This is a genomic window from Citrobacter sp. CRE-46 (assembly GCF_059615875.1).
On the sequence record NZ_CM184341.1, the window covers coordinates 2731849 to 2756519 of the forward strand.

27 protein-coding genes and 5 pseudogenes are annotated in these 24671 nt (G+C 50.4%); 15 read left to right on the forward strand and 17 right to left on the reverse strand.

Annotated features, from left to right (window positions below; genetic code table 11):
• Positions 1–2: 2 nt before the first annotated feature.
• Together AC534G_RS13220 and AC534G_RS13225 are read right to left on the reverse strand one after the other, a co-directional pair.
• Complete coding sequence (locus AC534G_RS13220; protein WP_042308402.1) at positions 3–344, reverse strand: DUF3302 domain-containing protein; 342 nt, start codon at positions 342–344, stop codon at positions 3–5.
• A 41-nt stretch (positions 345–385) separates the two neighbouring features.
• A complete protein-coding gene (locus AC534G_RS13225) occupies positions 386–784 on the reverse strand; it encodes an ion channel (RefSeq protein WP_085048211.1) in 399 nt (132 codons plus the stop codon).
• A gap of 211 nt (positions 785–995) precedes the next feature.
• Between AC534G_RS13225 and AC534G_RS13230 the strand changes: the two genes are divergently transcribed.
• The 3 genes from AC534G_RS13230 (at position 996) to AC534G_RS13240 (ending at position 3374) form a co-directional block, all read left to right on the forward strand.
• Entirely contained in the window at positions 996–1634 is a 639-nt protein-coding gene (locus tag AC534G_RS13230) for a helix-turn-helix domain-containing protein (protein WP_110498069.1), read from the forward strand.
• 161 nt (positions 1635–1795) lie between these two features.
• The gene (locus AC534G_RS13235; RefSeq protein WP_085048213.1) at positions 1796–2110 is read left to right on the forward strand and encodes a helix-turn-helix domain-containing protein; all 315 of its coding nucleotides are present in this window, start codon (positions 1796–1798) and stop codon (positions 2108–2110) included.
• A complete protein-coding gene (locus tag AC534G_RS13240; protein ID WP_496594413.1) occupies positions 2103–3374 on the forward strand; it encodes a type II toxin-antitoxin system HipA family toxin in 1272 nt (423 codons plus the stop codon). Before AC534G_RS13235 ends, AC534G_RS13240 begins: the two co-directional genes overlap by 8 nt.
• Positions 3375–3411: 37 nt before the next feature.
• On the opposite strand, the gene AC534G_RS13245 is transcribed toward AC534G_RS13240, so the two are convergent.
• Positions 3412–4779 (reverse strand): glycoside hydrolase family 10-like protein, encoded by a 1368-nt coding sequence (locus tag AC534G_RS13245; RefSeq protein ID WP_110498071.1) that lies wholly within the window; start codon positions 4777–4779, stop codon positions 3412–3414.
• 12 nt (positions 4780–4791) lie between these two features.
• Complete coding sequence (locus tag AC534G_RS13250) at positions 4792–5079, reverse strand: VF530 family protein (protein ID WP_079224212.1); 288 nt, start codon at positions 5077–5079, stop codon at positions 4792–4794.
• A 254-nt stretch (positions 5080–5333) separates the two neighbouring features.
• Between AC534G_RS13250 and AC534G_RS13255 the strand changes: the two genes are divergently transcribed.
• Both AC534G_RS13255 and AC534G_RS13260 read left to right on the forward strand, forming a co-directional pair.
• Positions 5334–5618, forward strand: coding sequence for a type II toxin-antitoxin system TacA family antitoxin (locus tag AC534G_RS13255; protein ID WP_038640582.1), 285 nt, complete (start codon positions 5334–5336; stop codon positions 5616–5618).
• Positions 5609–6091, forward strand: a complete 483-nt coding sequence (locus AC534G_RS13260; protein ID WP_110498072.1) for a GNAT family N-acetyltransferase — start codon at positions 5609–5611, stop codon at positions 6089–6091. The genes AC534G_RS13255 and AC534G_RS13260 overlap by 10 nt, the downstream gene beginning before the upstream one ends.
• Positions 6092–6113: 22 nt before the next feature.
• Here the strand turns inward: AC534G_RS13260 and AC534G_RS13265 are convergent.
• Positions 6114–6425, reverse strand: a pseudogene (locus tag AC534G_RS13265) (helix-turn-helix transcriptional regulator); the annotation flags it as partial.
• A 227-nt stretch (positions 6426–6652) separates the two neighbouring features.
• Between AC534G_RS13265 and AC534G_RS13270 the strand changes: the two are divergent.
• Positions 6653–7714 (forward strand): annotated as a pseudogene (locus tag AC534G_RS13270) (ISNCY family transposase); the annotation flags it as partial.
• A gap of 10 nt (positions 7715–7724) precedes the next feature.
• Here the strand turns inward: AC534G_RS13270 and AC534G_RS13275 are convergent.
• A pseudogene (locus tag AC534G_RS13275) lies at positions 7725–7874 on the reverse strand (transposase); the annotation flags it as partial.
• 63 nt (positions 7875–7937) lie between these two features.
• Here AC534G_RS13275 and AC534G_RS13280 point away from each other — a divergent pair.
• Positions 7938–8261: pseudogene (locus AC534G_RS13280) on the forward strand (ISNCY family transposase); the annotation flags it as partial.
• A gap of 260 nt (positions 8262–8521) precedes the next feature.
• Here AC534G_RS13280 and AC534G_RS13285 read toward each other — a convergent pair.
• Both AC534G_RS13285 and AC534G_RS13290 read right to left on the reverse strand, forming a co-directional pair.
• Positions 8522–9211: a secretin GspD/PilQ domain-containing protein gene (locus AC534G_RS13285; RefSeq protein ID WP_233593798.1), complete on the reverse strand. Its 690-nt coding sequence runs from the start codon at positions 9209–9211 to the stop codon at positions 8522–8524.
• Positions 9212–9296: 85 nt separating this feature from the next.
• A pseudogene (locus AC534G_RS13290) lies at positions 9297–9821 on the reverse strand (GNAT family N-acetyltransferase).
• A gap of 109 nt (positions 9822–9930) precedes the next feature.
• Here AC534G_RS13290 and tam point away from each other — a divergent pair.
• Both tam and AC534G_RS13300 read left to right on the forward strand, forming a co-directional pair.
• Complete coding sequence (tam, locus tag AC534G_RS13295) at positions 9931–10689, forward strand: trans-aconitate 2-methyltransferase (protein WP_110498075.1); 759 nt, start codon at positions 9931–9933, stop codon at positions 10687–10689.
• A gap of 130 nt (positions 10690–10819) precedes the next feature.
• Positions 10820–11200: a GFA family protein gene (locus AC534G_RS13300; RefSeq protein ID WP_085048228.1), complete on the forward strand. Its 381-nt coding sequence runs from the start codon at positions 10820–10822 to the stop codon at positions 11198–11200.
• Here the strand turns inward: AC534G_RS13300 and AC534G_RS13305 are convergent.
• From AC534G_RS13305 to sad, 6 genes are all read right to left on the reverse strand, one after another.
• Positions 11193–12107, reverse strand: coding sequence for a bestrophin family protein (locus AC534G_RS13305; protein WP_110498076.1), 915 nt, complete (start codon positions 12105–12107; stop codon positions 11193–11195). The genes AC534G_RS13300 and AC534G_RS13305 overlap by 8 nt on opposite strands.
• A gap of 210 nt (positions 12108–12317) precedes the next feature.
• Positions 12318–13769 (reverse strand): tagaturonate reductase, encoded by a 1452-nt coding sequence (locus AC534G_RS13310; protein WP_069325035.1) that lies wholly within the window; start codon positions 13767–13769, stop codon positions 12318–12320.
• Positions 13770–13875: 106 nt separating this feature from the next.
• Positions 13876–14403 carry a GNAT family N-acetyltransferase gene (locus AC534G_RS13315; RefSeq protein WP_110498077.1) on the reverse strand — a complete coding sequence of 176 codons (528 nt, stop codon included), beginning with the start codon at positions 14401–14403 and terminating at the stop codon, positions 13876–13878.
• An 80-nt stretch (positions 14404–14483) separates the two neighbouring features.
• Positions 14484–14843, reverse strand: coding sequence for a DUF4186 domain-containing protein (locus tag AC534G_RS13320; RefSeq protein ID WP_038640562.1), 360 nt, complete (start codon positions 14841–14843; stop codon positions 14484–14486).
• Positions 14843–15769, reverse strand: a complete 927-nt coding sequence (gene glsB, locus AC534G_RS13325; protein WP_038640560.1) for a glutaminase B — start codon at positions 15767–15769, stop codon at positions 14843–14845. The genes AC534G_RS13320 and glsB overlap by 1 nt, the downstream gene beginning before the upstream one ends.
• Before the next feature lie 150 nt (positions 15770–15919).
• On the reverse strand, positions 15920–17308 hold the full coding sequence (gene sad / locus AC534G_RS13330) for a succinate-semialdehyde dehydrogenase (RefSeq protein WP_199981160.1): 1389 nt from the start codon (positions 17306–17308) through the stop codon (positions 15920–15922).
• 102 nt (positions 17309–17410) lie between these two features.
• Between sad and ptrR the strand changes: the two genes are divergently transcribed.
• A complete protein-coding gene (ptrR, locus tag AC534G_RS13335; protein ID WP_038640556.1) occupies positions 17411–18271 on the forward strand; it encodes a putrescine utilization regulator PtrR in 861 nt (286 codons plus the stop codon).
• A gap of 94 nt (positions 18272–18365) precedes the next feature.
• Entirely contained in the window at positions 18366–19562 is a 1197-nt protein-coding gene (locus AC534G_RS13340) for a sugar transporter (RefSeq protein ID WP_038640554.1), read from the forward strand.
• A gap of 37 nt (positions 19563–19599) precedes the next feature.
• On the opposite strand, the gene AC534G_RS13345 is transcribed toward AC534G_RS13340, so the two are convergent.
• A complete protein-coding gene (locus tag AC534G_RS13345; RefSeq protein ID WP_061381352.1) occupies positions 19600–20265 on the reverse strand; it encodes a MarC family NAAT transporter in 666 nt (221 codons plus the stop codon).
• A 257-nt stretch (positions 20266–20522) separates the two neighbouring features.
• On the opposite strand from AC534G_RS13345, the gene marR reads away from it, so the two are divergent.
• Genes marR through marB form a run of 3 tightly spaced genes read left to right on the forward strand, consistent with a single transcriptional unit; the run spans position 20523 to position 21606 of the window.
• Positions 20523–20957 (forward strand): multiple antibiotic resistance transcriptional regulator MarR, encoded by a 435-nt coding sequence (gene marR / locus AC534G_RS13350; RefSeq protein ID WP_038640550.1) that lies wholly within the window; start codon positions 20523–20525, stop codon positions 20955–20957.
• A gap of 19 nt (positions 20958–20976) precedes the next feature.
• Positions 20977–21360, forward strand: coding sequence for an MDR efflux pump AcrAB transcriptional activator MarA (gene marA / locus AC534G_RS13355; protein WP_003032424.1), 384 nt, complete (start codon positions 20977–20979; stop codon positions 21358–21360).
• A 27-nt stretch (positions 21361–21387) separates the two neighbouring features.
• Positions 21388–21606: a multiple antibiotic resistance protein MarB gene (gene marB, locus AC534G_RS13360; RefSeq protein ID WP_110498079.1), complete on the forward strand. Its 219-nt coding sequence runs from the start codon at positions 21388–21390 to the stop codon at positions 21604–21606.
• Positions 21607–21639: 33 nt separating this feature from the next.
• Here the strand turns inward: marB and eamA are convergent, their stop codons facing one another.
• Positions 21640–22539 (reverse strand): O-acetylserine/cysteine exporter, encoded by a 900-nt coding sequence (eamA, locus tag AC534G_RS13365; protein WP_110498080.1) that lies wholly within the window; start codon positions 22537–22539, stop codon positions 21640–21642.
• 198 nt (positions 22540–22737) lie between these two features.
• On the opposite strand from eamA, the gene ydeE reads away from it, so the two are divergent.
• Positions 22738–23925, forward strand: a complete 1188-nt coding sequence (gene ydeE, locus AC534G_RS13370; RefSeq protein ID WP_110498081.1) for an efflux MFS transporter YdeE — start codon at positions 22738–22740, stop codon at positions 23923–23925.
• 40 nt (positions 23926–23965) lie between these two features.
• Here the strand turns inward: ydeE and urtE are convergent, their stop codons facing one another.
• Entirely contained in the window at positions 23966–24664 is a 699-nt protein-coding gene (gene urtE / locus AC534G_RS13375) for an urea ABC transporter ATP-binding subunit UrtE (protein WP_121529040.1), read from the reverse strand.
• Positions 24665–24671 lie beyond the last annotated feature (7 nt).

Here is a 24671-nt window from a genome sequence, read left to right on the forward strand (position 1 = left end):
GATTAATTTACCTTTGGATCCTGCGGGCTGTATGCGCTATTAGTTTGTTCATGTGTTTTTTCCAGTATCGCAATCCGCGCGCTTAGCTCAGCGATATTATGTCCTGAGGTATTGCCATGCCAGCCATGCTTATCACTGTATAATGTTGCCCAAATCCAGAGAAATGGCCAAATCGCATGTAATGTAAATAAACTGACCCAACCCGCGACATGTATGGCATCGAGGTGAGGGTGGTTGCGTTTCTTAGCGATCTCGTACGGGATGTCGTGCAAGATTAATACGCCATAAAAAATAATTAAGAACACCAGGATGAGTATTGCTAATGATAAATAATTGAGCAACATAGTAACTCCAACAGAATTTATAACTTAATTAGAGGGTATCTCTAACGTTGTTTTTCGCCGGATTCAAGCACCACTACTGCTACCAGTAAAGCGACCGACCAGCCAGTTAGCAGTGCGCCTGTCATGCCTTCAAGTGAACCGGAGATCTCCCAGAATCGTGGTAACAGCAAATCGCCATAACCGACGGTGGCAAAACTTGTAATTGAAAAATAAAGCGAGTCGTAAAATGAACTAAAGCAATGATGAATATAGTAAAATGTTGCATAAACGCCACATTCCAATAAATGAGCAAGCAGTAATAAAGAGCATAATAATCCTGCTCTCGGCTTTCTCAATGTTGCACATTGCAGGCGTCTGGTTACCCATCGCGTTAAAATATAATGAACCCCCACACATAATCCAGTAATAAATAGCGACCACAAGATATTTTTAATTAACATTGAAAAAGCCCACAAGAACCATTTTGTTCATTGATATTATCACTGTGTTTTTTTTGACAAAAAGTATTAATGTATTGCAAGTATAAAATCAGACTTTCTTGTAAGGCTAATGTTAATAATAAAATCCAAAAATGGACTTTTCAGGTTTGATTTTTTCTCTATTACCGATAATCATTAATAAGATTATTTAGTGAATTAGACTGAGCCTTCTATGACCAGCAATACTGAACAAACCGGTAGCAGCGAAGAACTCCTTGCGACTAATATAACCAAACTTTTCAACGCATTACTGCCACTTTCTGAAGCCCAGTCGCTATATCGTAGCGGTTCTTTTATTATGGACTCTCAGGGTGAGAATGGGATCTGGTTGTTGACCGAAGGTAGAATAGTCATTCGCCGGCGCACTGATGGGCTCATCCTGGCCAGTCAGCAGGCGCCAATGATGCTGGGAATGGCCGAGTTCTTTCTTCCCACTGGGCATAACTTTTATGATATCGAAGCAGTCAGCCCATGTACTACTCACGTAGTGAAGAAAACGGATTTCATGACTATCGTTAATCGCGATCGACTCTGGGAATCTGTGGCAATAGTTGAAGCGTATATTATTCAGGTAATGAGCCAGCGCGATCGCCTGATCACCAGTCGAACCGCAACTGATATGGTTTGGGGACATCTTGAACTTTTACAGCAAGAGCCGGATGACGTCAGAAAAAGAATCCCGGCGGTACAGTATATCAGGGAGCGAACCGGGCTTTCCCGCAGCACCATTATGGATACGCTTGCCAGGTTAAAACGACAGGGGGCGATCCAGTTGCATCGCGGGCATTTAATCTGCATTTCGGCAGATTAACCACCGCATCCGTCCATGATTTAAATATAGTATGATGGGTCTTATGACGGATTTATGACGTTAAATCCATCAAAACATATGTTATCTGCTTTGTATCAATCTCACTTTAACTCTATAATATTGTGTGTAAACTGGCATTTATCCAAATAAGGGCCAATATTATGGATTTAACACTCAATACGGCTGCTGATATCGTCAAACTACTCTGTGACAGATTGCGTAAAGAACGACTCGCGCGGCAAATGACGCAGGCAGATGTTGCCGCGCGTTCAGGTGTCGGTGTGAATACCGTTTCGAATCTGGAAACAGGTAAGAATGTAGGATTTGAGAATCTGGTCAAAGTCGCAATGGTGTTAGGTTATGGCGATGCGCTGGAGGGTTTATTCAAACCCAGGATTGACAGTCTGGATGATATTTTGCGTTACGAGAAGAGCGCGGCACGCCAGCGGGTGAAAAGGAAAAATTCTGATGCCTGAACAAGTTGATGTCTTTTATGAAGGCTGGGGTGAAAAATGGCTGTGGGGAAAACTGGTGTCTTCCACAGCCCTGACCGGACGCCCGTTGATCGCCTTTGAATACAGTGAAGACGCCATACGTAAGGGACTGGAACTGTCCCGGCTGATGTTACCGCTGAACGGCCCACGTTTACGCAGGGATTTCCCGGCTCATCAATTGGGATTACCTGGACCAGTCTATGATTCGTTACCTGATGGCTGGGGTATGCTGTTGATGGACCGATTATTTAAACGCCGCGGACTAAACGCAGCGCGCATAGGTCCTTTGGAGCGCTTAACCTGGGTCGGCAACAACGCGATGGGCGCCATGACTTTCCAGCCCGTTCAGTCAGATGTCGAGAAGATTTCAAAAGAGGATGTGCCTCTCGAACAACTGGCCGCTGAGGTGCAGGAAGTCCTGAGTGGAGACGGCGGGGAATTCTTGCAAAAATTGCTTCAGATGGGCGGTTCGCCACAAGGGGCAAGGCCAAAAGCGCTACTTTATCGTGACAGTGTCACGTCAAAATTTACTACTGCGCCGCTACCCGGGAGCGAAAGCTGGTTGATTAAATTTCCCGCCAGGCATGAGCATGCTGAAGTATGTGCCATCGAAGCGGTTTATGCTGAATGCTTGCGTCAATGTGGGATTACCACGCCCGATACGGCATATTTTGAGCTGCCCGGCGGGCAGGCGGCCTTTGCCACCCGCCGTTTCGACCGTGACCAGTCGATACGTATTCCAATGCAGAGTCTGGCGGCACTTACCGGAGCAAATTACCATTTACCCGGCGCTTTAGATTACCGGGATTTTCTGCGCGCCACGCAGATCTGTACCAATGATGTCAGAGAAAAGGCGAAAGCGTTCGAACGCGTGGTTTTCAACGTGGCATTCAACAATCGTGACGATCATCCGAAGAACTTTGCTTATTTAATGTCAGCCGATGGAAACTGGACTCTGGCTCCGGCTTACGATGTCACCTGGTGTGAAGGACCCGGCGGGTACCACCAAATGGACGTGCTGGGGGAGGCGCTGGATATCAAAAGAAAGCACCTTCAGTTGCTTGGCGTTCAGGAAGCTGAGCTCTCTGCTGACCAGGTGAACGCCATAATCGAAAAGATCTGCCACTCTGCGTCAGGGCTGAGCGCTATGGCCAGAGACAAATATCCCGAGCAGATAACGCAAACCACGCTGGATACGATCCAAAAACAAATTAATGATAATGTCCGCCGGTTACTGTCCAAGTGATGCAGATACCGTCGTTACACTGACCTAAAGATAACCATTAACGCCCCCAACGGCTGCGAATATAGGTTACGGCCTCATGCGTTTGCGGCTGATTGAGATAATCTTCGCGAAACAGGATGGTGCCGTTGATGTGTGGTTCGGACTCGTTCAGATCGAGCTGCTTTTTCAGCTCTGGCACGCCACCTTTGACTGTCCAGTCCGGCTCTTTTCGTGAAGGTTCGCCGACTTTATACAGCGCCACTCCAATGTAAAGGCGAGTGTTGGTTGATTTCACAACATCTGCCCACCACTTCGCCAGCACATCGTATCGCGCCGCATCACGGGCAAAAGGCCAGTACAGCTGAGGGGCGATGTAGTCCAGCAAGCCTAATTGTACCCAGCGACGAGTATCAGCATAAGATTCATCATACGCTGCTGCGCCACGGGTGTCGGAACCCGCAGGATCGTGAGAACGATTGCGCCATACACCGGCGGGGCTGACGCCAAATTCCACCTCAGGCTTAAGTTTCTTAATGGCCCGCGAAACCTGGGCGATCAATCGTTGGGTGTTATCGCGCCGCCAGTCAGCTTTAGAATCAAATCCCTGACCATATTTTCTGAAGGTCTGGCTGTCGTTAAGCGCTGAACCGGGAGACTCGGTATAGAAGTAGTCATCAAACTGCACGCCGTCGACCGGATAATTTTCCACCACTTCCGCCACGATGCTGGTGATCCAGTCGCGCACTTCGGGAATACCGGGATCCAGTACAAAACGCTCACCCGAGGTGCGGATCCAGTCCCGATGCAGGACATAAACGCTGGAGGGCGTCTGCGACAGCGTGCTGTTTAATTCGGTGATCGTTGATGGTTTGAGATTAACGGATACGCGGTAAGGGTTAAACCAGGCATGAACTTTCATGCCGCGTTTATGCGCTTCATCGAGCATAAACTGTAGCGGATCGTAACCCGGATCCTGACCAATCGTGCCGGTTAGCGTATCTGACCACGGCAAGATTTTAGATTGCCACAATGCGGTGCCATCGGGTTTGACCTGGAAAAAAACGGTGTTGATGCCAAGACGTTTCAGGTTATCCAGCTTATCCGTCAACGCTTTCTGCTGCAGGCTGATACGGATGGCAGGGGAACTGACATTCACTGATGATATCGGCGGCCAGTCCAGACGGGAAACCGTCGCCAGCCAGATTCCGCGCACTGGCTCCTTATTCTGTTGCGGTTTACTCACCGGAGGTAGTGGGGCGACTTTGGGACCGGGCGGCTGTGAAGAGCAACTGCCAAGTAACAACATACTGCCCACAAGTACCGCGAACCATTTCAGATTGGTTCGCGGTAATCTGGCGTGGCAACGGACGAAGATATTCGCCAGTTTTTTCTGATATTTTCCTGAAAAGAAACCGGATGCTGGCATCAGACTATGCTCTTATTTTTTCTTGTTGCGGCTGTTAGCCCAGGGATCAATAGCAGGTGCAGTGTTGTTGAACGGGGTCACGTCATGCAGCGAATCAAGATAGAGCGCTTCAACTTCAGCACGCGCCCACGGCGTACGGCGCAGAAATTTTAAACTGGATTTAACGCTCGGTTCATTTTTAAAGCAGTTGATGTTAATGCGTTGAGCAAGCTCGGCCCAACCAAAACGATCGACCAGTGCATTGACCTGCATTTCTAGCGTTACGCCATGTAAAGGGTCTTTTGAAGTATGAGCATTCATATGAAGTCCAGTTCGGTATTTCCAGATTTTGTCAGTCGTGCAACGAGACAGATTACAAGAAAGCGGAACGACCAGCAATGGCCCAAATCGACACTGATCTTCCAAGGAACATTCGCTGAAACAGTAAAAAGAAGAGGGCGGACAGACCTGACACTTCAGGCTAATCGCGATGGAAGAACTCTTTCTCGTATAGCAATCCGTTACCAATTTAGCTAAAGTAGTGTATAGCAATTTGTTACCAACAGGAGATAACCATGCAAAGCAGCGCCCGTAAACCGACTCGTGATAAGCAAATTAATATCCGGGCTACTGATGAGGAACGTGCGGTAATTGACTACGCCGCAAGTTTGGTCAATAAAAACCGTACTGACTTCATCATTGAGAAGGCCGTGCATGAGGCCCAGAATATCATTTTGGATCAACGAGTATTCGTCCTGGACGATGCCCGTTATCAGTCTTTCATTGAACAGCTTGAAGCACCTGTTCAGAACGTTGAAGGGCGTCAACGCCTGATGAATGTGAAGCCCGAATGGAAATAAACGTCACGACACCGGTCTTGCTGACCGAAGGGCATGATCTCCAGCCATTTGATTGTGGTAATGACGTGTTAAATGATTGGCTACGTCGGCGGGCGATTAAAAATCAGTACCTCAACGCATCGCGCACATTCGTCATTTGTCTTGAATCTACTCAGCGTGTTGTGGGTTACTATTCCATTGCAACCGGGTCCGTGAGCCATGCTGATTTAGGCCGTAGTTTACGTCAGAATATGCCCGATCCGGTTCCGGTCGTTCTGCTGGGACGTCTTGCTGTTGATGTCTGTACTCAGGGGCATCGTTTCGGAAAATGGCTACTTAATGATGCGGTACTGCGAATTTCCAACTTAGCCGATCAAGTGGGCATCAAAGCCATCATGGTACATGCTATTGATGGCAAAGCTCGGGCATTCTATGAGTATTTCGGCTTCGTTCAGTCTCCGATAGCAGCAAATACGTTGTTCTACAAAATTTAGGTAGTGCGGGAAAAAGCACAGCTCATTTAATATCATTTTTACCGACAGATTTTCTCAGAACAGTTATATCCCTTTTAGGTGACTCCCCGAACATTCTCGAATATTCCCAGCTGAAATGGGACAGGCTTTCATAACCGACAGCATAGGCTGATGTGGTAACATCGTAATGTTCATTCAGCATCAGTCGCCTGGCTTCATTGAGGCGCAGCCATTTCTGATACCGAAGCGGGGTCATTCCCGCAAGCTGCCTGAAGTGTTGGTGGAAAGAGGGCGTGCTCATTTGCACGCGAGCTGCCAGCTCCTCGACACGTAAAGGTGATGCTATATTCGTCTTAGAAGCGATGAGTTAGTAGTGGTGTCAACCAATGTCCAAATGCCAGCAAACGAAAGATTAATGGGGACTTAACTCTATGACTTTGTGCACATCACACGATTTAACATAATATACATTATGCGCACCAGTGATGTAGTAGCTAAATTGAGATGTCCGTCTCTGACCAAATAGACATGTCCGCGCTACAGTCTCACCACAGCGATCACTGCTTTCAAAGGATGAGACTCATGACGGCATACGGAACGGAGTTTTTCTCAATGAACGATGTAAACCGACTCAGGATCCTTCAGGACGTTATCGACCGCCGTCTTACCACACGTCTCGCAGCAACCCGGCTTGAGATATCTGACAGACACTGCCGACGGTTGCTGGAGCGCTATCGTGAACATGGGCCGCTTTCACTTGTTAACCGTCGTCGTGGCCAGCCTGGCAACCGGCAACTCATGCCGGGCCTCGCTGAACGTGCACTGCGTATTATCCGCGAACGCTACGCTGATTTTGGCCCGACTTTAGCCTGTGAGAAGCTCGCCGAGGTTCATGGGCTGTATCTGGCCAAAGAGACGGTACGCAAGCTGATGACACAGGCTGGTTTATGGATCCCACGCAAGTTACGGGCGCCGCGGGTACATCAGCCACGACCGCGTCGGGCCTGCACCGGTGAACTCATCCAGATTGATGGCTGTGAGCATCGCTGGTTCGAGGATCGTGGTCCGGCCTGCACGCTGCTCGTTTACGTTGATGATGCGACCAGCCGGCTGATGCAGCTTCTGTTCGTCAGTTCTGAGTCCACTTTCACCTATTTTGAAGCTACCCGGGGCTATCTGGAGCGTTACGGTAAGCCTCTGGCGTTCTACAGCGACAAGGCCAGTGTCTTCAGGATCAACAACAAGCAGGCCACTGGCGGAGATGGCCAGACTCAGTTCGGTCGTGCCATGAATGAGCTGAACATCACCGGCATCTGTGCCAACACCAGTTCAGCCAAGGGCCGCGTTGAACGGGCTCACCTGACGTTACAGGACCGTCTGGTCAAGGAGCTGCGGCTCCGCGGTATCAGTACACCCGAGGCAGCAAACACCTTTGCCGCAGAATTCATGGCTGACTACAACCGCCGGTTTGCAAAGCCACCTCGTCACGATTTCGACGTTCACCGTCCACTTGAGAATAATGAAAATCTGGCAGCAACATTCACCTGGCGTGAACAACGTAAGGTCTCAAAAAACCTGACATTACAGTACGATAAGAAACTTTATCTGCTTGAAGATAATGAAGAAAACCGGCGTTTTCAGGGAAGTTAGTGGATGAGTCCGGACCGTACTTCTTTATCCAGGCGTAAAGGCTGTGGGTGGTGATATCGAGACGTGTTGCAACGCTGGAAACAGAATGACCGCGATCAATAACCTGTTTGACTGCTTCAATTTTAAACTCTTCGGGATAACGTTTACCGCTCATGGGCACCTCTCTTTAAGTCATCTTAAATGACTCTGAGGTGTCTGTTAAACCCGTGGCGATTCAGTCTGGCAGTATCCGGACGGTACCATCGAGCTCCGGGCTAACGGTACTTCCCTGCCCTTCATAACCTACGACCGGCTGGGAGAACTGGACCAGGGCGCCATCGTTGACAACAAGCGCCTGGGACGTGCTCTGGAGATGATAAAGCTGGTTCAGGACAAACGGGACAACACCCGCTCGCAGGCCCTGCCATCACTGGACGGCCAGACCTCACGCAGAAAGAAACAACCCGGAAAGAAATCACAACGAAGTCTCAATCAGGACGACATGTTGGAAGCCCTGCTGCAACTCCAGACAAGGAGCCAGGAAATCTTTGGCAAAAGCTGAAACATAACCCACACGCGGACATCTCAATTTAGCCAGAAAGCGGACCTTTAAAAACTGCCAAGACAAGTAACACGGAGAGCCATTTTTACGGTTCCGGCCTGGTCAATCAACCACATCACACAACGAACGGCTTACAGCGCGTTTCACGCAGCATGGCAAATTCACGTATCGATAAACCGGATCACGTGAAATTTTACGTAACCCGTGGTGGCCACCACCGCCGGAACTGGCGAACGTCACCCGCAGCCGCCGCAGCTACATCACAACGCCTTTAATACTCGTGCGCGGATCATTACGTATAACGTCTGTTTTTTCGATTCGTCAGACGTCGACGAAAACAGCCAGCCAATAACCGGAATCGAGGATAAAAACGGCGTGTCCTGATTTTCTTTACGCGATGAATTGTCAATTAACCCGCCGAGTAACAATGTTTGCCCGTCTTTAATTGAAACCGTGGTTTCTATCTGACGCTGATTAGTAATAATGTCGCTGGCGGTCGTGTCATTACTGACGCTGTCAGCACGCACCTGTATATTCATTATTACGTTCTGCGTAGTCGTCACAACGGGATTAACTGTTAACGACACGCCCACGTCCTGACGCTCGATAGTCTGAAATGGCGAATCAATTGATGCAGCCTCACCTGTCGCCCGTCCGGTAATAAACGGGACATTTTGACCTACAGAAATATAGCCTTTTTCACCAGACATAGTGAGTATATGAGGTACGGATAAAATGCTGCTGTTAGAGTCTTTCTGTACAGCCTGAATTGACAGCCCTAACACGTTACCGCTAAATATGCCGAACGCAGCGCCGGGAGTTGATAATGTTTCACCCAGCGCACTGGTATTAACACCGCCAACGATTTTACCGCCAGAAGACCGCCCCGCTGCAAAACTAAAATCAAATGAACTTCCCTCCGCTGTTTCAAATATCAGCCCCTCAATCAATACCTGATCACGGGGAATATCTATTACGGGTAAAACCGTTTCTATCTCGTTTTGTTGTTCCTCTGTAGCGCTGACTGCGATTATATTAAATTGCCCCCCTCCGATACAGGATGTGTTGTGCTAACCGGTGATCAGAGGGCAATGCGGGATGCACGAACTCTTCAGTTTTATTCATGCCCAACCGTATCATCAGACGCTCTGACGGTTTATTCAGCACCGACGTAAATGAAACCACCTCACTTAACGCCAGGTCCTCGAAAGCAAACGTCAGGCACGCCTCGGCGGCCTCCAATGCCAGCCCCTGGTGCCAGAAGGATTTAGCAAGACGCCAGCCTATTTCGGTACAGGGTGAAAAGTGAAATTTATCAGGTTGTGGATGTAAACCTACACACCCCACAAACTGCTGTGTTTCTTTAAGTTCAACGGCCCAGAATCCCCAGCCGCGCTCTGTAATGCCTTACTGGAATCTGGCAGCCAGGTTGTCGCTTTCCGTTCGTTGCAGCGGAGCCGGAAAAAAACGCATCACGTCCGGATCGGCATTTAATGCGGCAAACGGGGCTTTGTCTTTGTCTCCCCACGGGCGTAAAATCAGTCTTGATGTTTCCAGCATATTTCTGCCCTTCTCCTGTATTTTCATATAATCTTCTAAAAGAAATGGCTCATCGGCAAGGACTTATGTGCCCCTTTCCGCCTTTTTCTCTCATACTGGAGATGCATTCATGGCCGACTGGAATCCTGCGCTTTATCTGCAATATGAAACTGAACGATCAAGACCCGCTGCGGAATTACTCAGCAGAGTGGCGTTAGAGAATGTCCATTCAGTGGTCGATCTTGGCTGTGGTCCGGGAAACAGTACGGCATTACTGCATCAGCGCTGGCCCTCGGCTGTAATAACCGGGGTTGATACCTCACCCGCCATGCTTAATGAGGCGCGCAATGCATTACCGACATGCCGTTTTATTGAAGCGGACATTCGTTCATTCCAGACAGAGCAGCCTCTGGACCTGCTATATGCCAATGCCTCATTGCAGTGGGTTCCCAATCACTATGAATTGTTCCCGCATCTGGTATCGCTACTGGCTCGCAATGGCGTGCTGGCTGTACAAATGCCGGATAACTGGCTAGAGCCAACGCATGTTTTGATGCGTGAAGTGGCTTATGAACAAGGTTACCCTGACCGGGGCCGCTCGCCGCTTCCTGGCGTTCACGCCTACTATGATATTTTGACTGAAGCGGGCTGTGAGGTGGATATCTGGCGCACAACGTATTATCACGTTATGGATTCACATCAATCGATTATCGACTGGGTAAGCTCAACGGGCCTGCGGCCCTGGTTGCGTGATTTGAGCGAAAATGAGCAACATCTTTACCTCGCACGTTATCATGAACTGCTTCAGGAACAATATCCTCTGCAGGAAAACGGTAAGATTTTGCTGGCCTTTCCGCGGTTATTTATCGTAGCCAGACGTAATGATTAAGCGTTTATTATAAGTGCATCACAGGAGCTGACTATCTGCCATGCGCGCCCTCGCCTTTTTATCATGAGGATCTAGTGGCAAAGCCTGTCATCTGCTAGTGTCTGGCAACGTGTTTCTGACAGGAGTTGTCATGTCTAAAGTCTACATTGGTGGCTGTCTGTGTGGTTCGATTCGCTTCGCGGCCAGCAGTCCTAATAATTCCCATACCTGCTCCTGCGATATATGTCGGAAACATACGGGCGCACCAACCGTCGTCTGGATTGAGTTTAATGCAGAAAATGTAACGTGGACCGGTAAAGCCGGAAAACCGACAACCTGGCGCTCTTCTGAGACGTCAAGTCGGGCATTTTGCCCTCAGTGTGGCAGTTCCGTAGGCGCCATTGATGACGCCCCGGTTATTGCGCTGTTAGCTGGCGCTTTTGACGATCCTGACGATGAAGACCTGGCGCCGGAATTTCATTCTTTTTCAGATATGCAGCCTACATGGTGGCAAAAGAATGTAACTAAGTGAGTTGGTAATGCTTATCCGGAATGTGTTTTGCTGGCACGTTTGTTTCATCATTCATCTGTAACAAATCGATTTCAATCGCATTGCAAATCGCATCCAGCGGGAGGTCGTTGTTCTCTGTACCAAACGGATCTTCCAGCTCTTCTGCAAGCGTATCGAGCGAAATAAAAGTATAGGAAATCAGCACTGAGATAAACGGCGTCATGTAATGTAAATCTACCACCAACGCGAATGGCAACATGATGCAAAACAGATAGACCGTGCGATGAAGGATCAAGGTATAAGCAAACGGGACGGGGGTATTCGCGATCCGTTCACATCCTGCCAGCACCGCAGACATATCATTTAACCTATTGTTTAAACTATGGAATAATATGTCTGACAGTTGACCATTGCGCCGACGTACAGCTAACCATGCCCCCATCAGCAACAGAATGCGATTTGCCGGTGATTGTGAGGCAAATACTATTCGCAGATCCTCCTCACTAAGGTATTTCGCCAATGGTTCAGCCTGTGGCTGACGGCGTAAAGTCATGCGTAAACAGTGGGCAAAGGCGATTTGCAGACGAACAAACTGTCCCAGTTCGCTGTCGTCCGGCAAGGTAGTTTTTACTTCACGTAGCAGCGACCGGGAAGCAATCATCAACTGCCCCCACAGGTGTCGAGCCTCAACATAACGTGAATAACAGGCGTTATTACGAAAACCTAAAAAGATAGCAATCGCCACGCCGAGAATGCTGAACGGCGCCAGGGTAAATTTGATGCCCAGCATCGTATACCACGGCAGCATGATAATAACGGCGATGGAGAGCAGGAAGTTCAGCAGCAGACGTGAAAAAATTTTAGATAATACCGACCCATGCCAGACGAATATCAGGCGTAGCCAGTGTTGTTGGGGGCGAACGATCATGGTTATCTTCAGGAAAATGTGAAATCCGTCACATTAGACGCGAACATGATCAATGTTGCAAGCTAATCGCAACACTATCTAAACATCTTTCCTCCTGCTGAACGGACAATGCGCTGAAGTGGCAGACCGTCACCATAAAAGTAGAAAAACTATAGTATGTTGTAACTAAGTAAGATCTGTAAAAAACCCGGCCTGAGCCGGGTCTGCGTATTAGCACAGTGGTTTAACGGCTTCGCGCATGCCTTTTAGCAGAATGCTATCCAGATCGGCAGTAACCTGTTCTACCAGTCCGGAAACTTCTGTCAGATCCTGTTCCCAGTGTTCTGTAACGGCCAGCACAGCTTTAACCAGCTCTTCGGTGCTTATCTGGCGGTCATGATGCTGGGACCATAGCTGTTGAAAACGCGTCATCCAGTGCGCATCATCCTGAACCGGGTAAGACTCACCGTTACGCTCTCCACGGTAGAACGCAATCAACGCGGCAAGCGCAAATGTCAGACGCGCAGGCAGTTTACCGCTGGCCTGTTGCCCCGCCAGCAGTTGCGGCAAGATGCGAGTGCGGAATTTAGTCATGCCGTTCAGGGCAATCGACAACAACTGATGTTTGATATACGGGTTGCAGAATCGACCTGTCACCGCGCTGGCAAAAGACGCCAGCTCATCGCGTGGTAAATCCAGCACTGGAATAATTTCTTCATAGATCGCTTTTTCCACGAAGGCGCGAATCTCCGCGTCATTCATGGCCTCCCCCACGGTATCCAACCCAGCCTGCCAGGCAACGGGAACCAATGCGGTATGTGCGCCGTTGAGAATCGCCACTTTCCGTTCTTTATACGGTTTGATGTCATCAACTATCAGGACATTCAGCGGATATTTATCCAGACGCAACTCAGCGGCTAATGACTTCGGCCCCTGGATAACAAACAGATAGAAGTGTTCTGCGGTGTCCAGAAACGCATCGTGATAACCCAGTTCCGCTTCAAGCTTCGCGACTTCATCACGTGGATAGCCGGTGACAATACGGTCCACCAGCGTGGAGCAAAAGGCGTTGGCCTGATCCAGCCATTGGATAAATGCTTCCGGCAATGCCCACTCCTGGGCATAGCGCAGAACCAGTTCACGCAGCGCATCACCATTGTAATCAATCAGTTCACAAGGAATGATTATCCAGCCTTTATCCGACGCGCCATTAAAATGGCTGAAACGCTCGAACAGCAGTCGGGTCAGTTTGGCCGGATAACTCACCGCTGGCGCATCCTCAAACTTATCACCAGCATGATAGCTGATGCCGGCTTCGGTGGTATTGGAGAAAACAAAACGCATATCAGGGTTATGCGCCAGCTTCAGGAACTCATCGTATTCACTATAGACGCTGATCTCGCGGTTAACCGAACGAATCAAACGGGCGTCGCTTACGGCCTCGCCCTTCTCATTCAAACCACGAATGATGGTGGTATAAAGGCCGTCCTGTGTACTCAGTGATGGAGGGAAAGTACTTTCGATAGGTCGGACAATGACCACACCAGAGTTAAGATCGGTATGCTCATTCAGCAGATCGACTTGCCAGTCAACGAAGGCGCGCAGGAAGTTTCCTTCACCAAACTGAATAATGCGTTCAGGATACTGAGCACCGGGGAAATCGCGACGATTTAAAGTTTGCACAATGGGTTCCCTTTTTAATTAGTCATACAACCTGATTGAATTGGTCCAATAGGTTAGCAAACTTTAATACATTGAAACCCTGTTTTGATCAATCCCCAGCGACAAATTAGAGAGTTTTATAAAAAAGTGTGGTCCCGGTCAGCGTCCCGTCAGGCATTTTGGCATAGTCAGGTATCACTCCTGCTTTTTGCCACCCACACTTGTGGTAGAACAACTCCGCGCCACAGCCCGTCGCCGTATCGAGCACCAGCAACGTTTTGCCCCTTTGACGCGCACAACTTTCCAGCTCGTTCATCAGTTCCTGGGCAATCCCGCTCCGCCGCGCAGAAGTATGAACCAGCAGCTTAGCGACATCGGCGCGATGAGGTTGGTTTTCAGGTTGATCGATAATGAGCTGGACGGTACCGACAAGCGTTCCCCGGGCATTCTGGGCGCCAAGAACGAGTCTTTCCCCACGGGCAACGCTTTGCGCGACGTTCATCCAGAAAGGCCGTGATTTCTCACGATTAAAAGGCAGCATAAAGCTGACGGAGGCGCCATCATTGACGCACTGTTCAAGGACATCGCTGAGCTCGTCGATTCTCGACAGAATCTGGGCCGCATTCAGCACGAAGCAGGGTTTGCAGGAAGCCATTTTTTCTCCTTAGATTGACCCCCTAAGCTTGCTTTTAACAATTACATAACACAAGGGATTATATCATAGGATAATGTTATCTATGGCTTGTTCATTTGAATCACTAACCAGTGATATATAACCGTGACAACGTAACGTTGCTGTTGTTCGTTTAGTGCCACACCCTGAGGAATGTCATGCCATTTTGCCAGGCACCCCCGACAGCAGGTCGCCGTCGCGTGCTGCGCGATGAATACCGGGTGACCACGCATTGGCGTCTGCTTCCCATCATTAGCGGGAAAAGCGGGAGCCAGCCGTTTGGCAATAAAATCGGCTGCATGTTGTTCAATAACCGGCGCGCCTTTATCCAGACAATACTGCCTTTCTTTCTGGCCGAGGCGAAACCGCGAGCGAAACGTCGATTTCGCCAGCCGGGCAAAAAGAGGATCGAGCGTATTCATCAGTAAACCGAACGCCCCATTTGTTGCGTTAGTTGCTCCAGCGCGGCGATACCCGCCAGTGAATTTCCCGCTGGATCCAGTTCCGGACTCCAGACAGCAATCGCCATCTCGTGCGGAACGATGGCCACGATACCGCCACCCACACCAGATTTTGCCGGCAACCCAACCCGCCAGGCAAACTCCCCTGCGTTCTGATACATCCCACTGGTCGCCATCAGCGCGTTGATTTGTCGGGCCTGCATCGGCGTCACTACGGGCTCCTCAAGATGGAAGGCATGGCCCTGATTCGCCAGAAATACGAAGGTTCGCGCCAGTTCCACACAGCTCATTTTCAATGCGCAGTAGTGAAAATAGTTTTGCAACACAGTGGTCACGTCATGGTTAAAATTGCCGAACGATTTCATCAACCAGGCAATAGCCGCGTTACGTGCGGAATGCTCAAACTCTGATCGCGCCACCGTCGCATCGTAGGCGATATCCGGGACGCCGCTTAATGCCCGGACCACTTCCAGCATCCGTTGACGTGGTGCGCTCAGACGCCCTTGCAGCATGTCGCAAACCACCAGCGCCCCGGCGTTAATAAAGGGATTACGCGGGATACCCTGCTCCAGTTCCAACTGCACCAGGGAATTAAAAGGATGACCGGACGGATCTTTGCCAACGCGTTGCCAGATCTCCTCTTCCTGATAGTGACGCATCGCCACGACCAGGCTTAATACCTTCGAAATCGACTGAATAGAAAAGCGTTCTTGTGCATCCCCTGCCTGATAGTGCTGCCCATCGACGGTACAGATGGCGATGCCCAGTTTTGAACCGTCGACAGAGGCTAACGCAGGAATATAATCAGCGACTTTACCCTGACCAATCAGCGGACGAACCTGCTGTACAATGGTCTCTAAAATTGAATTGTCCATGGCCCTGGCCACAACATGCTCCTTGCTCGCAGGTATGAAAGGCCTGCGAGTATAACAGAGCTGAATACGCTGCGTCAGACCATTAGATGTCAGCGGACGAAGAGTCAATGACAAAAATATGCGAGACCAGACAGGTGCCCCCCGACGGAGGCACCCGCACCTTCAGAGGCGGTTTTTCCAGACGGTCTGCACATTACAAAATTCATGCAGGCCAAAATGCGAAAGCTCGCGACCAAAACCACTTTTCTTCACGCCGCCAAACGCTACACGGGCATCGCTGGCGCTGTAACCATTGATGAATACGCCTCCACACTCCAGACGAGAGGCCATCTTCTGGGCCAGCGCGTCATCCGCAGTGAACACCGTGGCGGATAATCCAAAATCACTGTCATTCGCCAGCGCCAGAGCATGTTCCGCATTCCTGGCAACGGTGATCGCCGCAACCGGACCAAACAGCTCCTGACGGAAAGCCGTCATTTCTGGCGTTACGCCGCCCAGTACCGTCACGGCATAGTAATTGCCCTGACCTGCTATTTTTTCACCGCCAAGAAGTAACTTAGCCCCTTCGGCCAGGGATGCTTCAACCTGCTGATGTAACTCATCACGCAGATCAAATCGCGCCATCGGTCCAAGGTCATTTTCTTCGTTTAACGGATCGCCCATTTTGAGCGCGCTCGCGGCCGCCACAAAACGCGCAGTAAATTCTTCTGCAATCCCTTCTTCGATAATAAAGCGTTTTGCTGCCGCACAAACCTGCCCGGTATTCTGATAACGTCCGGCGACTGCCGCTTTAACGGCCAGATCGAGATCGGCATCATTCAGGACAATAAACGGATCGGAACCACCCAGTTCAAGTACGCATTTTTTCAGCGCCGCCCCCGCCTGAGCACCAATCGCCGCACCGGCGCGTACGCTCCCCGTTACCGTGACTGCCGCGATGCGCGGGTCGTTAATCATCTGACTGACGCCGGCGTTATCGGCATTGACCCAACCGTAAACACCGGCTGGTACGCCTGCATCAGCAAAAACCTGTGCGATAATCGCAGCACAGCCGGTTACGTTAGGCGCATGCTTTAACAAATAACCATTTCCGGCCAGCAGAATCGGAATGGCGCCACGCAGTACCTGCCACAGCGGGAAATTCCACGGCATGATCGCCAGAATAGTTCCAAGCGGACGATACTCAATCACCGCCTGGTTATTTTCCACCAGCGTGGGCTCCGGGTTCAGCATCGCGGGTCCATGTTCGGCGTACCAGTCACACAACGCGGCTGACTTGGCGACTTCACCCCGAGCCTGTTTGATGGGTTTACCCATTTCACGTGAAATACACTGCGCCATCTCTTCCGCGCGATTACGCAGGGCCTGGCCGATATGACGCAGCGTATGCGCGCGTTGCTCGACGGTAGTCTGTTTCCATTCACTGTAGCCACTTGCTGCAAGACTCAGTGCCTGAGCAATCTCTTCAGTGCTGGCCCACGGCATCGCCGTCAGTCTTTCACCGCTGGTAGGATCAACCGAAATAGCATGTGTTGCTGCTGTGATAGTCATAGATGCCTCTCTTTATCGCAGGGTATGGTTATATCATGAGCATATTTACTCTTTCTGAAAAATGAATAATATTAACCACACCATTCACGATTAGAGAATATTATGGATCTGACGCAACTGGAAATGTTCAATGCCGTCGCGGAGACCGGCAGCATTACGCAGGCCGCAGCGAAGGTGCACCGCGTGCCGTCCAATCTCACTACCCGTATACGCCAACTTGAGGCCGATCTTGGCGTCGATCTGTTTATTCGTGAAAACCAGCGCCTGCGGCTTTCCCCCTCCGGGCACAACTTTTTACGCTACAGTCAGCGGATCCTGGCATTGGTTGAGGAAGCGAGAATGGTGGTCGCCGGGGATGAACCGCAGGGCTTGTTTTCGCTCGGATCGCTGGAAAGCACCGCCGCGGTGCGTATTCCCGCAACGCTGGCTGAATATAACCAACGGTACCCGAAAATTCAGTTTGCTCTGGCGACAGGTCCCTCTGGCACCATGCTGGACGGCGTGCTCGACGGCACGCTGAACGCTGCCTTTGCCGATGGCCCTATTACCCACCCCGGACTTGAGGGTATTCCGGTCTATCGTGAAGAGATGATGATTGTCACCCCGCACGGTCACCCTCCCATCCAGCGGGCCAGCGACGTCAACGGCTGCAGTATTTACGCGTTTCGCGCCAACTGTTCCTACCGCCGACACTTTGAAAGCTGGTTTCATGCCGATCGCGCCATGCCGGGTACCATTCATGAAATGGAGTCATACCACGGGATGCTGGCCTGCGTTATTGCCGGTGCGGGAATCGCGCTGATTCCACGTTCAATGCTGGAAAGTATGCCCGGGCACCATCAGGTCAACGCCTGGCCATTGAGCGAAAACTGGCGCTGGCTGAATACGTGGTTGGTCTGGCGAAGGGGGGCGATGACGAGGCAACTGGAAGCCTTTATTGAGGTATTGAACCCGCAGCTGTAAAAATGAGATCCGCATCACGAAATGATTGTATTTTCACCAGCAAACGTTTTAAGATCGCGATCTTACCTTTTCGCAGCTAATCCACTGATTCACTATGACAACAGACACTGTTTCCCGCAAAGTGGCGTGGCTACGTGTAGTTACGCTCGCCATTGCCGGTTTTATTTTCAATACCACAGAGTTTGTCCCTGTCGGTTTGCTGTCCGACATTGCACAAAGTTTTAATATGCAGACCGCTCAGGTCGGGATCATGCTGACGATCTACGCCTGGGTTGTTGCCTTAATGTCGCTTCCCTTCATGCTGCTCACCAGCCAGGTGGAACGACGCAAGCTCCTGATCTGTCTGTTTGTCGTGTTCATCGCCAGCCATGTCCTCTCTTTCCTGGCATGGAATTTCACCGTGCTGGTGATTAGCCGCATTGGTATCGCTTTTGCGCACGCTATTTTCTGGTCCATTACCGCATCGCTGGCGATTCGTCTGGCCCCGGCAGGAAAACGCGCGCAGGCGCTTAGTCTGATTGCTACCGGCACCGCGCTGGCAATGGTGCTGGGTCTGCCTATCGGGCGTATCGTCGGTCAGTATTTTGGCTGGCGCACCACGTTCTTTGCCATCGGCATGGGGGCGTTAGTCACCCTGCTCTGCCTGATTAAGTTACTGCCTGAATTGCCCAGCGAACACTCCGGTTCACTTAAAAGTTTGCCGGTGTTATTCCACCGTCCGGCATTGATGAGTCTGTATGTGCTGACGGTGATTGTGGTCACCGCCCACTACACGGCTTATAGCTACATTGAACCGTTTGTACAGACCGTCGCCGGACTGAGTGCCAACTTTGCTACCGTGCTGCTACTGATTCTGGGCGGCGCGGGTATTATTGGTAGTGTGATATTTGGCAAACTGGGTAACCTTCATGCGTCCATGCTTATCAGTAGCGCCATTGCCCTGCTGACGGTATGTCTGGTGCTGCTGCTACCAGCCGCTGACAGCGAAATGCACCTCGCCATCCTGAGTATTTTCTGGGGCATTGCGATTATGTTGATCGGCCTTGGCATGCAGGTAAAAGTGCTGGCGCTGGCCCCGGATGCCACCGATGTCGCAATGGCACTGTTCTCCGGTATCTTTAATATCGGCATTGGCGCTGGCGCGCTGGTGGGAAATCAGGTGAGTTTGCACTGGTCGATGTCAACGATTGGTTATACAGGCGCAGTGCCTGCCGTTGTCGCGTTGGTATGGTCGGTGATTATCTTTCGTAAATGGCCAGTATCGCTCGAAGAGCGGCCTCAACATTCATAAAAAACGGGCCTGGTAAAACAATACCGGGCCCGTTTTTTTAAGCGTAAGTTTTAATAATTTCCAGCACGCCGTTAATAATAAACTGCACGCCCATACACACCAGCAGGAAGCCCATCAGACGCGAAATAGCTTCTATGCCGCCTTTGCCTACCAGGCGCATAATCCCACCAGAACTGCGTAAACACCCCCACAGGATAACGCCGACAACCGCAAAAATTATCGGCGGCGCAACCATAATTACCCAATCAGGAAATTCGGAGCCATGACGGACGGTTGACGCCGAGCTGATGATCATTGCTATCGTGCCCGGACCAGCGGTGCTTGGCATTGCCAGCGGTACAAATGCAATATTGGCAGTCGGTTCATCTTCCAGCTCCTCTGACTTGCTTTTCGCCTCAGGAGACTCATGCGCCTTTTGTTGTGGAAACAACATCCGAAAACCGATAAACGCAACGATTAACCCACCCGCAATTCGCAATCCGGGGATTGAAATCCCGAAGGTATTCATCACCAGTTGTCCGGCATAGTACGCCACCATCATGATGGCAAACACATACACAGACGCCATCAGAGACTGACGGTTACGCTCCGCGCTATTCATGTTACCAGCAAGGCCAAGGAACAACGCCACGGTGGTTAACGGGTTTGCCAACGGTAACAGGACTACCAGCCCCAGTCCTATTGCTTTAAACAAGTCCATCATAATGTCATCTTTCCTGTGCGTTAATCGTCAACGGCAAGTATAAGGTGAAACCCGAGAGATAAGCCATTTTCACGGTGTAAGGATTCATTTTTCACCTGCACCTATAAGCCATAATTATCAAACTGTTAAAATTATATACATCTGTTGATGAGCCTGCGGATTTAGCAAAACGTGGCATTTTCCGCCCCATTTATTTGACTTATATTTGCCTAAGCAATAATATCAGCCGTGACTAACTACTTGCCAGGGCAACCATTGTGAAAAGCACCAGTGATCTGTTTAACGAAATCATCCCACTGGGGCGTTTGATCTACATGGTTAATCAGAAAAAAGATCGTTTGCTAAACGACTATCTGTCACCGCTGGATATCACGGCATCACAGTTCAAAGTGCTCTGCTCCATCCGGTGCGCGGTGTGCATTACCCCTGTCGAATTGAAAAAAGTGCTGTCTGTCGATCTTGGCGCCCTGACGCGGATGCTGGACAGACTGGCCTGTAAAGGCTGGATAGAAAGGCTTCCGAATCCACACGATAAGCGTGGCGTGTTGGTGAAACTCACCGAGCATGGCGCAACAATTTGCGAGCAGTGTCACCAATTAGTCGGGCAAGACCTGCACCAGGAACTAACAAAAAACTTAACGGCGGATGAAGTAGCCACGCTTGAGCATTTGCTTAAGAGAATTCTGCCGTAAACAGAAAAGAGGTATGACGATGTCCAGACGCAATACTGACACAATCACTATTCATAGCATTTTGGACTGGATCGAAAATAACCTTGAATCGCCGCTCTCGCTGGAAAAAGTGTCTGAGCGTTCAGGTTACTCCAAATGGCACCTGCAACGGATGTTTAAAAAAGAAACCGGTCATTCACTGGGTCAATACATCCGCAGCCGTAAAATGACTGAAATAGCGCAAAAATTAAAAGAAAGTAACGAGCCGATTCTTTACCTGGCGGAACGTTACGGCTTTGAGTCCCAGCAAACGCTGACCAGAACGTTCAAAAACTATTTTGATGTTCCGCCGCATAAATACCGTATGACCAATATGCACGGCGAGTCACGCTATTTGCTTCCGCTCAATCAGTGTAATTGCTAATCGCCAAACGACGTAACCGAGGAAATGATGAAAATTCTGTCTTATGCGATGCTGGCCCTGCTGTTGATTGTTTCGGGCCAGAGCATGGCGGAACAGACCGCGCAACCAGCCCCCCAGAACAGCCGTGACGCGATGATTATGCCCCCTGCGCACGATCAGTCCCCGTTCGATTTTAATCATATGGGTGCCGGCAGCGATAAGTCCGACGAATTGGGTGTGCCTTATTACAATACGCGCAACCTGTAATTCGTTTTTGCCCCGCCACGGCGGGGCTTTTTATTACCCTCTCACCTGCGCTATCTTGCGCAAACGAAAGCCAAACACATTAATATACAGCCCAGCCATAATCAGCAGCGCACCCAGCAGTTGCAAACCCGTGAGCGTTTCATCCAGCAGCACGACCGCACTTGCCAGACCGACAACGGGCACTAACAGCGACAGCGGCGCTACCCGCCAGGTTTCATAACGTCCGAGCAAAGCCCCCCAGATGCCGTAACCCACAATGGTCGCCACAAACGCCAGATAAACCAGTGACAAAATGGTGGTCATATCTATCGCCACCAGACTCTGCACAATTTGTGTCGGACCATCAAGCAGTGAGGATGCCAAAAAGAACGGAATAATGGGAATTAAGGCGCTCCACACGACCAGGGACATCACCGCCGGACGCGCCGTATGCTGCATTATTTTTTTGTTAAAGATATTGCCGCAGGCCCAGCTTAGCGCTGCCGCCAGCGTCAGCATAAAACCGAGCATGCCGACATGCTGTCCGTTCAGACTGGCTTCAATCAGTACCAATACGCCAAACACGGCCAGCGCAATCCCTACCAACTGTTTCCCGTGCAAACGCTCGCCAAAAGCGAATGCCCCCAGGATGATGGTGAAAAATGCCTGAGCCTGTAATACCAGAGAAGCTAATCCGGCAGGCATACCGAATTTGATGGCGCTAAAGAGAAACGCGAACTGCCCAAAACTGATAGTCAGGCCATAACCAAGTAACAGCGAAAGCGGGATTTTCGGGCGGGCAATAAAGAATATCGCCGGAAACGCCACCAGTAAAAAACGCAATCCTGCCAGCATCAATGGCGGCATATTGTGCAGACCCACTTTAATGACGACAAAGTTCAGGCCCCAAACGACGACGACCAGCAACGCTAACAACCCGTCTTTACGTGACATACCACCGCCCTTGTAAATATTAAATTTTTGTAAACAAGTTAAGGTAACGGAAATCATTGTACCGGAACAGATCATTAATTCAGGTAGGCTGTTGAGGGCATTTTCCGACAACTTATTGAGTGTACATCACACTTTTACCATGCTATTTGTTTCTGATATCTAAAAAAAACATAACAACATGCATTGTCGGGCAGGAAAATGAATATCTCTCTGAGACGGTCCACTCTCGCGTTACTTGCATCATCTTTGTTATTAACCATTGGGCGTGGCGCTACGCTGCCATTTATGACGATTTACCTCAGTCGGCAGTATAACCTGAGCGTCGATCTGATTGGTTATGCAATGACGGTCGCCCTGACTATTGGCGTCGTTTTCAGCCTTGGCTTTGGTATTCTGGCCGACAAGTTCGATAAAAAACGCTACATGCTGCTGGCTATCTGCGGTTTTGCCTCTGGTTTTATTGCGATCCCACTGATGCATAACGTGGTGGTGGTGGTACTGCTCTTCGCCCTGATCAACTGCGCCTACTCCGTCTTCGCAACGGTGCTGAAAGCCTGGTTTGCCGATAATCTCTCTGCCACCAACAAAACGAAAATTTTCTCGCTTAACTATACCGTGCTGAACATCGGCTGGACCGTTGGCCCCCCGCTGGGCACGCTACTGGTGATGCAAAGTATTAACTTACCGTTCTGGCTGGCGGCCGCCTGCTCTGCTTTACCACTGGTGTTTATCCAGACGTGGGTAAAACGTTCCAATGCAGCATCAGAAAGTTCAAACGCCGCGGTTTGGTCACCCTCGGTGCTCCTGCGCGACAGAGCATTGTGTTGGTTCACGTTGTCGGCATTTCTGGCGTCATTTGTTGGCGGCGCATTTGCTTCCTGTATTTCGCAATACGTGATGGTGGTCGCCAACGGTGATTTTGCCGAAAAAGTGGTAGCGGTCGTTCTGCCCGTCAATGCCGCCATTGTGGTATCGCTGCAATATGCCCTCGGACGCAGGATCACTGCCGCTAATATTCGACCGCTGATGACAGTAGGCACAATCTTCTTTGTGCTCGGTCTGGTTGGTTTCATGTTTTCCGGCAACAGCCTGTGGTTCTGGGGTATTTCTGCTGCCCTTTTCACGATCGGCGAGGTCATTTACGCCCCAGGCGAATACATGCTGATCGATAACATCGCCCCGGCTGGAATGAAAGCCAGCTATTTTTCCGCCCAGTCGCTGGGCTGGCTTGGCGCCGCGGTAAACCCATTGGTCAGTGGCGTTATTTTGACCACATTACCGCCGTGGTCGCTGTTTGTGGCGCTGATCGTGGCGATTGTCCTTGCCTGGGCGTTAATGATAAAGGGTATGCGCGCCAAACCCTGGGATCAGACGGTAGTCTGCTGATTGTCATCGCGACAGAGCCAGAGTGGTTCTGTCGCGTATCTCAAATGGCCACCAGCCCTCGTACTCCCTCGGATTCCATATTCTCGCCGAAACCGCTTTGAATAATACTTCCGCGCGACATAAGCAGGTATTTGTCAGCCAACTGCTGCGCAAAATCATAGAACTGTTCCACCAGCAAAATGGCCATATCGCCCCGGTGCGCCAGTTGAGAAATAACCTGACCAATCTCTTTTATTACTGACGGCTGGATCCCCTCGGTCGGCTCATCAAGGATCAACAACTGCGGGCGACTGGCCAGCGCCCGTCCAATAGCCAGTTGCTGCTGCTGTCCGCCGGACAAATCTCCGCCCCGTCGATACTTCATCTCCTGTAGCACTGGAAATAGCGCGTAAATATCATCCGGCACGCGCCGGGCGTCCTGTGCTGAAAAGCGGGAAAGGCCCAGCAACAGGTTCTCTTCCACTGTCAGACGCGGAAAAATATCGCGGCCCTGCGGCACGTACGCCACACCGGCTCTGACCCGTTGATGTGGCTTCCAGTGCGTGACATTTTTTTCCTGCCAGAGCACGCTTCCACTGCGGGCAGGAATAAGTCCCATCAGGCATTTTAGTAGCGTTGTTTTTCCCACGCCGTTACGCCCCAGCAGACACGTCACTTCGCCGATACGCGCTTCAAAGCTCACGCCACGCAGAATATGGCTGCCGCCATAATATTGATTCAGTTCATTTACCTGTAGCATCAGCCCT

Bases quoted from the DNA above. Each gene is read 5' to 3' on its own strand.
- urtE (WP_121529040.1), bottom strand. From the start codon at position 24,664: ATGCTACAGGTAAATGAACTGAATCAATATTATGGCGGCAGCCATATT.
- ydeE (WP_110498081.1), top strand. From the start codon at position 22,738: ATGAATATCTCTCTGAGACGGTCCACTCTCGCGTTACTTGCATCATCT.
- marA (WP_003032424.1), top strand. From the start codon at position 20,977: ATGTCCAGACGCAATACTGACACAATCACTATTCATAGCATTTTGGAC.
- AC534G_RS13320 (WP_038640562.1), bottom strand. From the start codon at position 14,843: ATGAATACGCTCGATCCTCTTTTTGCCCGGCTGGCGAAATCGACGTTT.
- AC534G_RS13250 (WP_079224212.1), bottom strand. From the start codon at position 5,079: ATGAATGCTCATACTTCAAAAGACCCTTTACATGGCGTAACGCTAGAA.
- eamA (WP_110498080.1), bottom strand. From the start codon at position 22,539: ATGTCACGTAAAGACGGGTTGTTAGCGTTGCTGGTCGTCGTCGTTTGG.
- AC534G_RS13220 (WP_042308402.1), bottom strand. From the start codon at position 344: ATGTTGCTCAATTATTTATCATTAGCAATACTCATCCTGGTGTTCTTA.
- AC534G_RS13305 (WP_110498076.1), bottom strand. From the start codon at position 12,107: ATGATCGTTCGCCCCCAACAACACTGGCTACGCCTGATATTCGTCTGG.
- AC534G_RS13300 (WP_085048228.1), top strand. From the start codon at position 10,820: ATGTCTAAAGTCTACATTGGTGGCTGTCTGTGTGGTTCGATTCGCTTC.
- AC534G_RS13225 (WP_085048211.1), bottom strand. From the start codon at position 784: ATGTTAATTAAAAATATCTTGTGGTCGCTATTTATTACTGGATTATGT.
- AC534G_RS13245 (WP_110498071.1), bottom strand. From the start codon at position 4,779: ATGCCAGCATCCGGTTTCTTTTCAGGAAAATATCAGAAAAAACTGGCG.
- AC534G_RS13255 (WP_038640582.1), top strand. From the start codon at position 5,334: ATGCAAAGCAGCGCCCGTAAACCGACTCGTGATAAGCAAATTAATATC.
- AC534G_RS13345 (WP_061381352.1), bottom strand. From the start codon at position 20,265: ATGATGGACTTGTTTAAAGCAATAGGACTGGGGCTGGTAGTCCTGTTA.
- AC534G_RS13235 (WP_085048213.1), top strand. From the start codon at position 1,796: ATGGATTTAACACTCAATACGGCTGCTGATATCGTCAAACTACTCTGT.
- tam (WP_110498075.1), top strand. From the start codon at position 9,931: ATGGCCGACTGGAATCCTGCGCTTTATCTGCAATATGAAACTGAACGA.
- AC534G_RS13260 (WP_110498072.1), top strand. From the start codon at position 5,609: ATGGAAATAAACGTCACGACACCGGTCTTGCTGACCGAAGGGCATGAT.
- AC534G_RS13230 (WP_110498069.1), top strand. From the start codon at position 996: ATGACCAGCAATACTGAACAAACCGGTAGCAGCGAAGAACTCCTTGCG.
- sad (WP_199981160.1), bottom strand. From the start codon at position 17,308: ATGACTATCACAGCAGCAACACATGCTATTTCGGTTGATCCTACCAGC.
- AC534G_RS13340 (WP_038640554.1), top strand. From the start codon at position 18,366: ATGACAACAGACACTGTTTCCCGCAAAGTGGCGTGGCTACGTGTAGTT.
- AC534G_RS13315 (WP_110498077.1), bottom strand. From the start codon at position 14,403: ATGGCTTCCTGCAAACCCTGCTTCGTGCTGAATGCGGCCCAGATTCTG.
- AC534G_RS13240 (WP_496594413.1), top strand. From the start codon at position 2,103: ATGCCTGAACAAGTTGATGTCTTTTATGAAGGCTGGGGTGAAAAATGG.
- marB (WP_110498079.1), top strand. From the start codon at position 21,388: ATGAAAATTCTGTCTTATGCGATGCTGGCCCTGCTGTTGATTGTTTCG.
- ptrR (WP_038640556.1), top strand. From the start codon at position 17,411: ATGGATCTGACGCAACTGGAAATGTTCAATGCCGTCGCGGAGACCGGC.